The following is a 13,820-nucleotide window of genomic DNA, read 5'->3' as shown; positions in this document are numbered from 1 at the left end:
CAGATATTATAGCCTTTTACTTGTTTCCGGACAACCTCTAAACACAAATATTCCAGAGTTCCAATAATGATCGTTACTTAACTTACGCTCGGGCTTTTCTGTAAAATCTTTCACTATATGACATTTTTCTTTCTGATCATATACTGCATTTATATAGCCGTATTCAGAATTGAATTCATGAGGCTTAACCCCAAAAGTGACTATAGAGTTAGTTTCAGAGGCTAACTTAGACGCTTTTTGAGTAGAAGCATAAAAACTATTCAAATCACCTATAAAATGGTCTGAAGGCAGAATTAACATTGTCTCGTTTTCATTGCAGAGAAGTGCAGCAATTAATATTGCCGCTGCTGTTCCAATTTTCACTGGTTCGAAAATCACTTTATATTCTTGCAGTGCATGCAATTCCTCCATCACTAATGACTCGTACTGTATATTTGTAGCAATTATGGGCGGCATATAATCGCTTTTTAGCCTCAACAAAGTGTTGTGAAACATAGTGTTCTGACTAAATATTTTCTGAAATTGCTTTGGCTTAGATAAAGGCCAAAGTCTGCTACCACTACCACCACACAATATTACAGGGCGCATTTAGTTAAGATATTAATTAAATAATTAATATCTTATACTGAGGGCAAAATACATGCAAGTTTTTGTTGTGGAATAGTTAATAAAGAAAGTAAATGTTGATTTAAAGTAATTGCTAATGAGAGTGATCATGTGTAGCGCCTTGCCCTTGCTGTGAATTTCTTCTATTTTGTAATTCCTCAACATGACCTTTTCTTTTATCACTTAATATTTCATTACCCTTATTTTGTTCTTCCTCAGGACTCTTTAGTATTTCATTACTCTTGCTAACTTCTTTATCATCCCCTTGTTTCTTTGGCCTTCTAGCGTTAAGCTCATCCCATGTGCCCACTAGTGAATCACGATTCCCATGATCCGGCTTTAGCCTTTCTTCACCTTTAATAACATTAAAGTCACTTTTTGCTTCTTCCAAACATCCTTTCAGTTGGTGTTTCCACATGGTGTAGTAAGCATCACCATATTTTTTCTCATTTGCTACAAACAATAAAATTGGAGCCTTAAGTATGGTAGCTCCCATATCCACTAAATTTTTTACTGCCATTGCAGGAGTAAATAAAAGATAACCAAAAGACTTTGCAATTGGGTTTTGTTCGCTTATTAAATGCTCCCCTAACTTTATAGGAAGAGAAGTCAACAATTTAGTACAAACTTTAGCTAAACTTGTAGCAAAAACGATAGGAACAGATATAAGACTTTTATCTAGCTCTAGATTACCATTCTGATCTCTAATTTCTGAAAAATGGGTGCTTAGCTTCTTGTAATCACTAGTGTATAATAATTCTCCATTTCTTCCTTTTTCATCAACAACTTCCTGAACTTTACCTTCTTTATTTTTTACCTCTTTAGTTAGCACAGAAGAATTAGTTAATTCAAATGGATATTGAGGATCCTTAGTTTTTTCAGCTTCAAAAATTGGCACGTGTTTTTTCAAATCCATTCTCGAAAAGCCTAATGGCTCAAAATATGACTTATGCAACTCATTTATCGGAATTTGCTTACCCTGATTGTCTATATAATTGATAGTAAAATAAGATCTATCATTATCTTTATCTTTGGTAACTAAAGATAATCTGAAACTTGGTTGTTCTCCATTCTCATCTTTTTGACCATACAAAAGTTTATAGGTTGGATTTTTATCTTTATCTAGTATAGCATTTCCATGCATATCCCTGTTTTCTATGATTTTAGCAGACTGTACAATTTGATCATAATTTTTTGGATACTGGCATTTCCTTCCATCATACATCATTACCTTTCTAAGGTCTTCGACGTAAACTTGAGATTCAGGTGAAGTAAGCAGACCTTTTGCTTTAAGTGTAAGATCTATTGCTCCCTTTTTTAATGCTTCAAACATATTGTCAAACCAAAATCGCTATAATGCTATAGTTCAATAATAAAACTAGTACACTAATAATATATTAACACAGCACCGGTGATTTTACAAGAAAATATGCCTGTAGAAGATAAAGATTGTAAAAGCGAGGGTTATATAAGTAATGCTTGATAAGTACTTTATGCATGTAATTGTAAAAATCCTCAAAGGTACGCTGTGTATATAATCTTCGCATACTACCTGCATTCCAAGAACTGCGTGCCAAAAAATGCAAAACAACAATACAACAAAAAATAAAAGCTCTAGAGGGTGATTAATAAATTTTTCACTAAAAGACAAAGAGCTATCAGTATAAAATGTGCAAGAAAATGAATAGATAAACCAAGGAAACAGGAACAGTAAAATTACCGCAGAAACACGCTGAACCCACCAATGATGTACTGAATTTCCAGACTGACTCATATAAACATAAATAAAAAAGCCATAGTAGAAAGAAGTAGCGTTACTGTCAGCAGTATAGCACTCCTTGAAACGCCAGTAATTTCTAAATTAAGCCCAACATCCCTCAATAAATGACGAATACCATTAAGAAAATGATATACAAAACTTATAAAACATAAGACATAAGCTAATTTAGCAACAGGAGTGAATAATAATGCATTTAAGTACCTTACTATAAGTAACTCAGGAAAGTAAACATGTAATATGAAATACCAAGAAAGTATCATTAATAAAAGGAATAGCAAGATACCAGTCAATCTATGCATAATAGAGAAAAAACTAGTAACTTGTACTTTATATATTTGTAAATGTGGAGAAAGAGGTCTATCACTCATAAAATTCCGTTATCGGGAAATTAAAATAAAGTAGAAGTAAAGACAGCAGTATAGCACATAACAACACCATCATTAAAAATGGTAAATTATGTGCAAAGCCTAAGGAGGTAATCCAGCTGCAGATTCCCCTACTGCTACCTTGTTACGACTTCACCCCAGTCACCGATCCCACTTTAAATAACTCCCTCCTTGCGGTTAGGTCGTTAGCTTCGAGTGAAACCAATTCCCATGGCGTGACGGGCAGTGTGTACAAGACCCGAGAACGTATTCACCGTGGCGTGCTGATCCACGATTACTAGCGATTCCAACTTCATGCACTCGAGTTGCAGAGTACAATCCGAACTGAGATGGCTTTTAAGGGATTAGCTTAGCCTCGCGACTTTGCAGCCCACTGTAGCCACCATTGTAGCACGTGTGTAGCCCACTCCATAAGGGCCATGATGACTTGACATCATCCCCACCTTCCTCCAGTTTATCACTGGCAGTTTCCTTAAAGTCCCCAGCATTACCTGATGGTAACTAAGGATGAGGGTTGCGCTCGTTGCGGGACTTAACCCAACATCTCACGACACGAGCTGACGACAGCCATGCAACACCTGTGTGAAACCCGGCCGAACCGACCCTATCCCTTCGAATAGGTATAATTTCCATGTCAAGGAGTGGTAAGGTTTTTCGCGTTGCATCGAATTAAACCACATGCTCCACCGCTTGTGCGGGTCCCCGTCAATTCCTTTGAGTTTTAATCTTGCGACCGTAGTCCCCAGGCGGAATGTTTAACGCGTTAGCTGTAATACAGAAAGTAAAACTTCCCATATTTAACATTCATCGTTTACAGCGTGGACTACCAGGGTATCTAATCCTGTTTGCTCCCCACGCCTTCGCGCCTCAGCGTCAGATTTGAACCAGATAGACGCCTTCGCCACTGGTGTTCCTCCTAATATTTACGAATTTCACCTCTACACTAGGAATTCCTCTATCCTCTTTCAATCTCTAGATTAGCAGTTTTAAAAGCAATTCCAAGGTTGAGCCTTGGGATTTCACTTTTAACTTACTAATCCGCCTACGCGCCCTTTACGCCCAATAATTCCGAATAACGCTAGCCCTCTCCGTATTACCGCGGCTGCTGGCACGGAGTTAGCCAGGACTTCTTCTGTGAGTACCGTCATTATCTTCCTCACTAAAAGAGCTTTACAACCCAAAGGCCTTCTTCACTCATGCGGCATGGCTGGATCAGGCTTTCGCCCATTGTCCAATATTCCCCACTGCTGCCTCCCGTAGGAGTCTGGACCGTATCTCAGTTCCAGTGTGGCTGATCATCCTCTCAGATCAGCTATAGATCATTGCCTTGGTAGGCTATTACTCCACCAACTAGCTAATCTAATATAGGCTCATCTAATAGCAATAAATTTTTCCCCCGTAGGGCGTATACGGTATTAGTTGCCGTTTCCAACAATTATTCCGTACTACTAGGTAGATTCCTATACATTACTCACCCGTCTGCCACTAAGTTATACCATAGCAAGCTACAATATAACTCCGTTCGACTTGCATGTGTTAGGCCTGCCGCCAGCGTTCATTCTGAGCTAGGATCAAACTCTCAAATTTAGACTTCAACCTATAAAAGGTTGAGGGTACATCGGATAAATCCGACAAAAAATAATTTAGCTTAATACTGCTGTCTTTATTTCTACTTTAGAAATATTTTAATCTCCAACTATTCAAACAACTTTAAGAATATTATTATGTGATATAATCACTATGTCAATATGTTTTTGCAAATCAAAAGCATTAATGTATAAATATATAACTATTCAGAATATTACCATGAAAAAATACATCTTTCTGCTTGCACTCGCGCCAATGTTAGTTGGCATCACATTATACTTATTGCGCAACATTGATAACACAAAACAATCTATAACTGCAGGTGACAAGTTTTACGAAGTATTATTCTTAAAAAAAGATAATAAGCCGCTGCTAGAAGAAATAGATTCAAATTGGGAGTATTTAGCAAATTTTGAACGCGCATTCAATCATATCTCAGATTCAATGCCAACAGACACAGCATCTATTTATAATGATTTGGCAGATGATAAAGATGCTCCTAATGTTTTGCGTGAGTTAGCACAATATTTAGAAGTAATGAGCTTACTTCACTCCAACGGTGAAAAAATAAATAAAGACAAAATTGATAATTTAGAATCAAGCACAGTGTATCCTTATTCAAGCCAAGAAGCTATCGCTGTAGTAAAGATACATAATAACGACATTAAAGGTGCAACTGAAATATTGCGTTCCCTATTAAATGATAGAAAATGCCCTATCCTAATCAAAGCTAATGCACAAGAATTACTCAGGATATATGGGAGTTAACTCATTGGACTTTTTGCATAGCTTTTGGCAGCGCATCGGATGAAACGAAAAAACTTACTTGACACCCTTCGCCAGCGCCCTTATCATGATAGTGAAGCTATTGTATTTGCTTTCGCCAATCTGCAGATTAAAAGGTAAGGATTACTTAATGTATCGGCGTCTTATGTTCAATTTTTTGCAGTATATAGATACTGTATGTCTTTACAAAACTTCATCTACATCTAGATTTTTATCTAAATAAGCTGAACGCGCTTATAAAGCGTTACAAGACATCAAAAAATGCCAATACTCGACAGAGATAGTAAAAGACTAGCTAACTCGGGGATTTTTTGTCTTTTTTTCTGCTTAGTAAATTTCTTAAACATTTGCAGCGTAAGTTAGTTGCAATTAAAAGCGGCTGAATCTCGCTTGTCAAGCGTTTAAAACATAAAAAACGCCAATATTTTAAAGCGGATAATAACCACGGGGCTTCTTTTGCCTTTTTTTTCATTTGGTAAATTTCTTAATATTTATGGCTAAAGATTGCACGAATGTTGCAATTACAAAAACGATTTCTACTAGGGTGTCATCCCAGTGCGTGACACTGGAATCCAGCCTTTATTATGCAGCCACTTGGTTGAAATTAAGTCTTCTGGATCCCAGTGTCAGCTACTTGGATGACACCATTCTTTTTCCTGGATCCAAGTAGTCAGGGCACTGGGATGACAGCTACCCTGACAATCGTCATCCCGCTGCTTGTTAGCGGATACCGCGGCGGTATGACGTAGAAGTTATACTTTTATGCTTACCAACTTAATAAAATTCCTGGATTCCAGTGTCAGCTACTTTCATGACACCAACAGTTGATATTGGTTTGTTGCTTTGCTAGCCAACTACTAGCTATGCCTCAAGTTTCCTATTCAAAATTTTCAATATCAAATCCAATTCATTTGGATTATCATACCGTATCATAACTTTACCCTTAGAATTGTTGTCATTAATTTTGATCTTTAAACCAAGTTGAGAAGATATAGCGCCTTCTATTACTGTCATATCTTGATTTCTAGTATATCTCTGCTCTTTTTGATTGTTGTTTTGATGTAGGTCCTTTATCAGTTTTTCAGTTTGTCTAACGCTTAAGCCCTGAGAAACTATTTTTTCTGCAATACTTTCCGCATTTTCAACATTAATCAACGCTCTTGCATGACCCATAGACAATTTTTTCTCATTGATCATTGTTTTCACCCTATCAGGGAGCAACAACATCCGAATCATATTGGTTATGTGGCTGCGGCTTTTGCCTATAGCTGAAGCTAATTCCTCATGTGTATAGAAAAACTCATCTATCAGTTTTCTGTAAGCTTCACCTTCCTCTATTGGATTAATATCTTGCCTTTGTATGTTTTCAATAATGGATACTTCCAAGCATTCCTTGTCGCTCAGATCTTTTATGATAACCGGTGCACTATCAAGATTTGCAATCTTGCTTGCTCGCCAACGACGTTCTCCAGCTATTATTTCATAACCATCATCATTTGAATCTTTGCGTACCACGATAGGCTGTATAATGCCACTTTTCTTTATCGAATTTGCAAGTTCTCTTAATGACTCCTCGTCAAAATGTTTCCTCGGTTGAAATTTGCTTGGGTGCAGTAATGAAATAGGCAAATGCTCTTGTCGATCTTCTTTATTATCATAATTATCGCCTATGAGGCCGGCAAGACCTCTGCCGAGGCGTCTATCATCCTTCATACTACGCCCTCGCTTACTAGTTTCTTCTCCTTACAACTGCTCGCGTGCTTTTTTAAAATTTCCCTTGCCAAACTTATATATGCTTGTGCACCAGGACACTTAAGATCATACACAATAGCGGGTTTTCCATGAGAAGGCGCTTCTGATAACCGTACGTTACGTGGAATAACAGTCTCATACAATGGGATGATAGTTTTGTATACTTTATCATTTAAATACTGGCAAATATCGTTTTTAATCTGTTCACTGAGTTTGTTGCGCCTGTCATACATTGTTAACACTATCCCTTCTATTGCCAAAAAAGGGTTTAGGTTATTCCTTTTTATTAGCTCCACAGTTTTAACTAAATGGCTTAATCCTTCCAGAGCAAAAAATTCACACTGAAGAGGAACAATAATAGAATTAGCAGCAGTCAAAGCATTTATGGTCAGAAGCCCAAGTGATGGAGGGCAATCGATGATTATATACTCATAATTATCGCGTATCTTCTCCAATGCGCTTTTTAGTACGAATTTTCCTCGCTCAAGTTGCGATAATTCAATTTCTGCAGCTGACAAATCAACTACTGACGAAATTAGCGATAAATTCGGAATTTCCTTTATATTGAAAATTGCCGATTCTATCAATTTATTTTCGCTGCTTAGTAGTATTTTGTATATGTTTTTTTCTTCCCTACTACGATAAGAAATCCCGAGTCCGGTGCTAGCATTTCCTTGAGGATCAAGATCTACCAATAAAGTGCTTTTTCCCACAGCAGCAAAGGCTGTCGACAAATTTATACTAGTTGTGGTTTTGCCAACTCCACCCTTTTGATTTACTATTGCAATAATCTTGCTCACGCCTTTTATCTTATGTATAAAATAATTCTATTGTATATATGCAAGAAACTTTTGCATTAGAAAATTTTTTTGTTGCTAACCACACTAAAACTAGACTGTCTTTTTTGCTTTGTGTAACACACTTTGAACCTTGTTTCCTAATTCATTCAGAGTGAATGGTTTTGGCAAAAAGTGAAAATCTTCTATATTGATGTCATCACTCTTTAAAAAAGCATCTTCTGCATACCCAGAAATAAAAATAACGTTGATATTTGGCCTATGGATCAATGCTTCTTTAACTATTTCTGGGCCGCTCACCTCTGGCATGATTACATCAGTGATTATAAGATCTATATGTTGACTTTTTTTACTGATTATTTCTGGCGCCTCGCTGCCTATGCTTGCTTCTATTACATCAAATCCTTTTCTTTTGAGTGCTTTAGAGATGAATTCCCTTACTGAATCTTCATCTTCGATTAATAAAATTATACCATTACCTTTAATTTCACTTACTACCGGTTTTTCTGTTTCTTCACTATCTTCCTCTCTATCATTTTCATCTGATATGTAAACCATGGGCAAAAATATGCTAAATTTAGTTCCATGATTTACTTTGCTAGCAACATAGATGTATCCTTCAGTTTGTTTAATAATGCCATATACAGTAGAGAGGCCAAGACCTGTACCAGAGGTAATATCTTTGGTAGAAAAAAATGGATCAAAGATCTTTTCAGTTGTATCACTCGTCATTCCACATCCAGTATCAATTACTTCAATCACAACATAATTTCCATGTTCAATCGCTTCCTTGTCTGGAGAAAACATATCCTGAGGTGTAGAATTTAATGAGTCAATCTTTTGATTAAAGGTTCGTATAGTTAATTCTCCGCCCTTTTCCATAGCAGCACTAGCATTGACTGCTAAGTTAAGTATAACTTGCTCTAATTGCCCTTGATCAGCCCTAACAGCACCCAAGTCTCTACCATAATAAATATTAAATTTTATATTTTCACCTATTAATCTTTTTATCATTTCATAAAGATTAGCTATAGTATTATTTACATCAATAATTTTTGGCTGCAAGGTCTGTCTTCTTGAGAAAGCAAGCAATTGTCTTACTAAATTTGATCCACGCTTTGCATTTTGCTGTATCTGTATTATATCTCCAAAAGATGGGTCACCAGCTGAGTGTTGGAGTAAAAGCAAATCGCAAAATCCTATTATCCCAGTCAATATATTGTTGAAATCATGCGCAATACCACCTGCTAACTGCCCTATAGCTTGCATCTTTTGATAATGCTCAAGCTTTATCTCTAGGTTTTTGTGTTCAGTATTGTCAATAAAATAACAAAGTATGAAGATCATTTTATTATGAAGAAACTTATTGAAATATATTTTTATGTTATTACCGCCGTTGAGCTGTACATCAAAAGACGCATTATTTATTCTATTACTCGAAAAATATTCACGTATTTTCACATGATAACTATCCAATATCAACGTAAAGATTGAATTATTATCTGACCCTGCAAGCTTTATTAGTGCCGTATTTTTCTTTACAAAGTTGCCGTTTATGTCACATTGTGCAATAGCAATTGATGAATTTGCAAAACAAGGGTGTAATTGATAATCAACAATATTTGATTCGGTTGGTGTTATAAAGCCATATATATAGCTATGGTTGTATTTATCACAAAATATAGCAGTGCTCATATAAGCCTTGAATGGAATACCACTTATAGTAAAAAACAAAATTTCATTATCGGTTGTTGTATTGTTATATTTAGATTGAGATATAAAATCACTGATTGAGCTACCTTTTTCCAGTTTTTTTAGTTCAAATATGTCTAAAAATCTTTTATTTACAGATAAAATCACCCCTTTGGCATTTGCAATGTAAGTTCCTATGCTGTGTTTTTCTATTAACTCTTCATATATCTGCTCCTTGTTTATCTGTGTTGCTTTTAATACAAAATACCCATCTGGCCTTGCTATTGGCACTAATGATAAATTTAAAATCTTATTACTATTTATAGCAATTTGGGGATTATCTGGTATCGGCTCAAAGAGCAAAAGAAAGTTAGATACTCTATTCTTCTTGTTTAAGGAAATGCATACCTGTACAGAAGAGTTATTTTTTAGTGCATGATAGAGTACTTTTTTGTCTGCTTCTGAAACATCTCCTATTTCAAGAATCTTGTCTAACGTAATGTCATCATCTATATGATCTTTAAACCTTTCGTAGAACCTTGCATCAGCATAAATAATACCTTCATCTTTATGTAAAATAAGGCAAAATTCTGTATTATGATTTAGTGCATTTGCAAATATTGCATTTTGAAATTCTATAGTATTAAGTAGGTATCTGTAGCGTTTTACATTATACATCATAAAGAGAGTTGTTAGAATGCTAACTAATAAATTAATCTCTATATTAATATGCTGACTATATATATCAAAAAAGTAGAGTATCGATATTGCTACTGGAGGTAAGAGCATAATAACTGCCATCACAACAATTGACATTCCATAATTTCTTAGTATGAAGTCAACCCTGTTCTCTTTTTTGTTATCTATGTATCTTTTATTCATTATTGTTACTTGGCATTGTTGTACATACGAAAATGTTCTATTATATTGATTTAATTATTATAGATTTATTAACGTCTTTGATAGATAATTATCATCCAAATCTAATTAAGTTCCTTAAATATCAGATATAACAATGTTAATAAGCTAGCAAGAGGATATTATGGAAAAACAAAAAACACAAGCATTTAAATGGTTCTGTGCACTAAGAGATAAGATTATAGAATCTTTCTTATTAATTGAAAAACAATCATCCGCAGAGCCAAAAATCGAAAAGAGAAAGTGGGATCGCCCAGGTGGTGGAGGTGGTGAATCTACAATTATTTTTGGTAATGTTTTTGAAAAAGTTGGAGTAAACGTTTCAAAAGTACACGGAAAATTTGCAGATTCAGCCATTAATGAAATTCCTGGTGCAAGCGAAAGTAACGGAGAGTTCTGGGCAAGCGGTATATCTTTAGTGTCTCATATGCAATCGCCCCTTATCCCTGCAGCACATATGAACACAAGGCTGATATATACTTCAAAACAATGGTTTGGTGGAGGAATGGATTTTACGCCAATATATAAAAATGAAGAAGATTGCAAGTATATTCATGAATCAATCAAAATGACATGTGATAGATTTGACACCGGATATTATCCAAAATTTAAAGAGCAATGTGACAACTATTTTTTCTTACAACACAGAAAAGAGCCGCGTGGTATTGGTGGCATTTTCTATGATAATCTGAGTTCTAGCAACTGGGAAAACGATTTTGAGTTCACAAAAGCAGTAGGTGAAGCCTTTTTGGAAATTTATTTGCACATCATACGTAAACATATACAAAAATCTTGGACAAAAGAACAACGAGAAAATCAACTAATAAAACGTGGCAGATATGTAGAATTCAATCTGTTATACGATCGTGGCACAAGGTTTGGTTTAATGACTGACGGCAATCCAGATGCAATTATGATGTCAATGCCACCACTTGTTAAGTGGTTATAGAGAGCTGCTATTAGTAGAAAATAAATCATCATAGTTTAAAATTGTACCATGGTAGTGAGCTTTTATATAGGGGGTATAATCATGGGCATAATAGATAATTTTTTAATTAAATCTGTCAAAAACAATGACATAAAAGGTGTTAAACTGACTCTAATTCTCTATGATGCATTAAATAGTTTTAGAAAATTCTTTTCAAAGACTATGTCTCTCAAGAATACAGGATCATTTGATATAAATAATAATCAAGCTTTAAATCAGGCTTTAGGACATGCTACAGATCACAAAATAATGGAATTGCTGATTAACCGTGGAGCTGATATCCACTCAATAGATGAGAATGGAAAGAATGTTATAATTCGTGTTATTGAGAGTTTAGCAGAATCAAAAAATCTAAAATTGGATAGTGAGAAAAACTTACCAGCAGAGATAATTCTTCACCCCACAGTTTCCTTTTTACTAGGAAAAGGCGCAGAGTATTATTCTACAGATGATTTGAATGTTGAAGCTATACAACAAAAACCTCCTAGAACCTCTGAATATGAGCCAATAACTATGTACGCTGAGGTGAACAACAATGTAATACCACCTCAAAAACCTTCTAGAACTTTTGAGTATAAGCCAAAGAGCACTAATTATGATGCTTTGCCTTCAAAAGAGCCAATTTACGCTGAGGTGTATGATGCTAAGGTTAGTAACTCATTAGGGGAGAATGGTTATTTGAGTGTATCAGAAGAATCTATTTATGCTGAAATATATGATTCACATAAAAAATCCACTGAAAATTTATCATTGGAAGATAGTGGTTATTTGAGTATATCAGAAGAACCTATTTATTGCACTATAGATGATCTTTCAGAACAAAAAAAGCCTACTAGCCTAAAACAGAAAGAGCCAGGACAGTCGTCAGAACCTATTTATGCTAGGGTAGATTTGTCCAAGAAAAGAGCAGAAAGAAAAGCAAAAGACATAAAAGCTAATTCTGGAACTTGCCATGGGTTAGTGCAAGATAAAGTGAATGATTGGCAAGTGAAGCTAAATGAGCTAAGTGCTAATAAGTCGATAAGTCAGCAACAGACTAATGATCAAAAAATTAAGACCAAGGCTGGCTTTAGTGTAGAAGAAATAAGGCAGAAATATGAGCGTAGAGATTCTGGCTACGATTCTGGCTATGATTCCGATACAAAAGTTGAACAACAATTAGAATTAGCTCCTAAATCTGAGATAGGTTCAGTGAGTATTGAGCATGGAGTAATAGGAGGCTGTCGATATAAGATTACTGATATATCCCTCTAACTATGTGATTCAAAATAATTGAATTGACTTTATATATGTAATCGATATAACCTAGTTAGATTCAAGTTGACTCTTTCGTCTAGTGGTTAGGACACCACCCTTTCACGGTGGTAACACGGGTTCAAATCCCGTAAGAGTCACTCAAGTAGAATATAATTAAAGTTTTGAATGGGAAAAATTAGGCTCTATGTTGAAGAAGCTTTATCACAAGGCGTGAGTTTAGCACTTAATCCACAACAAAGTCACTATATTTGCAATGTAATGCGGCTTAAGAAGTATGATAATCTCTCTCTTTTTAATGGAAAAGATGGAGAATGGTTAGGAGAAGTAGTTAATATATCGCGTAAATTGACAGAAGTTACACCCAAAGAATGCACTAAACAACAGCAATATGAGGAAAATTTATACCTGTATTGTGCCATGGTAAAAAGTGCTGCTTTGAACAACATAGTAAGACAGGCAACTGAAATGGGAGTAATCTGCATTCAATTTATTTCAACGGAACGTACAGTGGTAAAAAATATTAACCTAAGTAGAGCAAAATTACAAGCAATCGAAGCAGCGGAACAATCAGGTAGGATAAGTATACCAGAGATTTTGCCTCCTATTAACTTTTGTGAGTTACCTGATTCCCAGAGTAAAAATTTTGTTTTGTGTGATGAAACAGGTAAAGCTGACAAAGTGCTGAAAGGCAAAAAAAATGTTGCTATTATTGTTGGCCCTGAAGGTGGTTTTTCATCTTATGAACTTGATCTTGCCGATAAGTTTTGTCAAAAATTGAGTCTAGGAAAAAGAATTTTAAGGGTCGATACTGCTGTAGTTGCTGCACTCACTTTCACCAATTGGTGTAGCTAGATTTTTAAATATGACTAAGGTTTGGGTCATAAAGAAATCTGGTTCAGTGTTGCGCGCACAAAAACCCTGTAGACTTTCTACGAAGCAGTCTGTTGTTAAAGAGGAGCTAATAAAAAACATATTCTAAGATAATATTAAATCTCATATTATATTTTTTCTAAAGTAAACAAATGAATCTTGCATTTTGCCTGAGTTATTGATACTCTGAGTAAAGAAGTCGGGGCGTAGCGCAGCCTGGTAGCGCATTTGGTTTGGGACCAAAGGGTCGGGAGTTCAAATCTCTCCGCCCCGATGTTAGTATAATTGTAAGAACGCTGTAACATAAGAGCAATCTCCATCAGTAAGCAAGTAGCTGACACTGGAATGACATTATTTACCATGTAAATTATGGCATATTACATTTTAACGCTCAAGTTTAT

The 13,820-nt window shown here is 35.4% G+C and carries 12 protein-coding genes, 2 tRNA genes and 1 rRNA gene; 7 read left to right on the top strand and 8 right to left on the bottom strand.

Annotation, left to right across the window (positions count from 1 at the left end; translation table 11 throughout):
* Nucleotides 1-6 precede the first annotated feature (6 nt).
* The 5 genes from ABL518_RS01530 to ABL518_RS01510 form a co-directional block, all read right to left on the bottom strand.
* Nucleotides 7-588 carry a sugar phosphate nucleotidyltransferase gene (locus tag ABL518_RS01530; protein WP_010963115.1) on the bottom strand — a complete coding sequence of 194 codons (582 nt, stop codon included), beginning with the start codon at nucleotides 586-588 and terminating at the stop codon, nucleotides 7-9.
* 112 nt (nucleotides 589-700) lie between these two features.
* On the bottom strand, nucleotides 701-1,939 hold the full coding sequence (locus ABL518_RS01525; RefSeq protein ID WP_010082038.1) for a hypothetical protein: 1,239 nt from the start codon (nucleotides 1,937-1,939) through the stop codon (nucleotides 701-703).
* Between the two features lie 84 nt (nucleotides 1,940-2,023).
* Entirely contained in the window at nucleotides 2,024-2,380 is a 357-nt protein-coding gene (gene sdhD, locus ABL518_RS01520) for a succinate dehydrogenase, hydrophobic membrane anchor protein (protein WP_010963113.1), read from the bottom strand.
* A complete protein-coding gene (gene sdhC, locus ABL518_RS01515) occupies nucleotides 2,377-2,754 on the bottom strand; it encodes a succinate dehydrogenase, cytochrome b556 subunit (protein ID WP_010082037.1) in 378 nt (125 codons plus the stop codon). The genes sdhD and sdhC overlap by 4 nt, the downstream gene beginning before the upstream one ends.
* Before the next feature lie 100 nt (nucleotides 2,755-2,854).
* Nucleotides 2,855-4,359, bottom strand: a 16S ribosomal RNA gene (locus tag ABL518_RS01510).
* A 153-nt stretch (nucleotides 4,360-4,512) separates the two neighbouring features.
* Between ABL518_RS01510 and ABL518_RS01505 the strand changes: the two genes are divergently transcribed.
* Together ABL518_RS01505 and ABL518_RS06530 are read left to right on the top strand one after the other, a co-directional pair.
* Nucleotides 4,513-5,127 carry a hypothetical protein gene (locus ABL518_RS01505; RefSeq protein ID WP_010963111.1) on the top strand — a complete coding sequence of 205 codons (615 nt, stop codon included), beginning with the start codon at nucleotides 4,513-4,515 and terminating at the stop codon, nucleotides 5,125-5,127.
* 511 nt (nucleotides 5,128-5,638) lie between these two features.
* A complete protein-coding gene (locus ABL518_RS06530) occupies nucleotides 5,639-5,815 on the top strand; it encodes a hypothetical protein (protein ID WP_410176927.1) in 177 nt (58 codons plus the stop codon).
* Between the two features lie 191 nt (nucleotides 5,816-6,006).
* On the opposite strand, the gene ABL518_RS01495 is transcribed toward ABL518_RS06530, so the two are convergent.
* The 3 genes from ABL518_RS01495 to ABL518_RS01485 form a co-directional block, all read right to left on the bottom strand.
* Nucleotides 6,007-6,858 carry a ParB/RepB/Spo0J family partition protein gene (locus ABL518_RS01495; RefSeq protein ID WP_006279814.1) on the bottom strand — a complete coding sequence of 284 codons (852 nt, stop codon included), beginning with the start codon at nucleotides 6,856-6,858 and terminating at the stop codon, nucleotides 6,007-6,009.
* Nucleotides 6,855-7,697, bottom strand: a complete 843-nt coding sequence (locus ABL518_RS01490) for a ParA family protein (protein ID WP_006280226.1) — start codon at nucleotides 7,695-7,697, stop codon at nucleotides 6,855-6,857. Before ABL518_RS01490 ends, ABL518_RS01495 begins: the two co-directional genes overlap by 4 nt.
* A gap of 90 nt (nucleotides 7,698-7,787) precedes the next feature.
* Nucleotides 7,788-10,268 carry an ATP-binding protein gene (locus tag ABL518_RS01485; protein ID WP_070357002.1) on the bottom strand — a complete coding sequence of 827 codons (2,481 nt, stop codon included), beginning with the start codon at nucleotides 10,266-10,268 and terminating at the stop codon, nucleotides 7,788-7,790.
* A gap of 160 nt (nucleotides 10,269-10,428) precedes the next feature.
* Here ABL518_RS01485 and hemF point away from each other — a divergent pair, with 160 nt between their 5' ends.
* From hemF to ABL518_RS01460, 5 genes are all read left to right on the top strand, one after another.
* Nucleotides 10,429-11,253, top strand: coding sequence for an oxygen-dependent coproporphyrinogen oxidase (gene hemF / locus ABL518_RS01480; RefSeq protein ID WP_022626154.1), 825 nt, complete (start codon nucleotides 10,429-10,431; stop codon nucleotides 11,251-11,253).
* Between the two features lie 81 nt (nucleotides 11,254-11,334).
* Nucleotides 11,335-12,546 (top strand): ankyrin repeat domain-containing protein, encoded by a 1,212-nt coding sequence (locus ABL518_RS01475; RefSeq protein ID WP_251371773.1) that lies wholly within the window; start codon nucleotides 11,335-11,337, stop codon nucleotides 12,544-12,546.
* Nucleotides 12,547-12,614: 68 nt separating this feature from the next.
* Nucleotides 12,615-12,686: transfer RNA gene (locus ABL518_RS01470), tRNA-Glu, on the top strand.
* Between the two features lie 28 nt (nucleotides 12,687-12,714).
* Nucleotides 12,715-13,401, top strand: a complete 687-nt coding sequence (locus tag ABL518_RS01465; RefSeq protein ID WP_006279818.1) for a 16S rRNA (uracil(1498)-N(3))-methyltransferase — start codon at nucleotides 12,715-12,717, stop codon at nucleotides 13,399-13,401.
* Between the two features lie 218 nt (nucleotides 13,402-13,619).
* Nucleotides 13,620-13,693, top strand: a tRNA-Pro gene (locus ABL518_RS01460).
* Nucleotides 13,694-13,820: the final 127 nt, after the last annotated feature.

It is taken from the genome of Wolbachia endosymbiont of Drosophila willistoni, from assembly GCF_040084705.1.
GTDB classification, from domain to species: Bacteria; Pseudomonadota; Alphaproteobacteria; order Rickettsiales; family Anaplasmataceae; genus Wolbachia; species Wolbachia pipientis.
The sequence above is the reverse complement of the archived record's forward strand: the minus strand, read 5'-3'. Positions and strand labels throughout refer to the sequence as shown.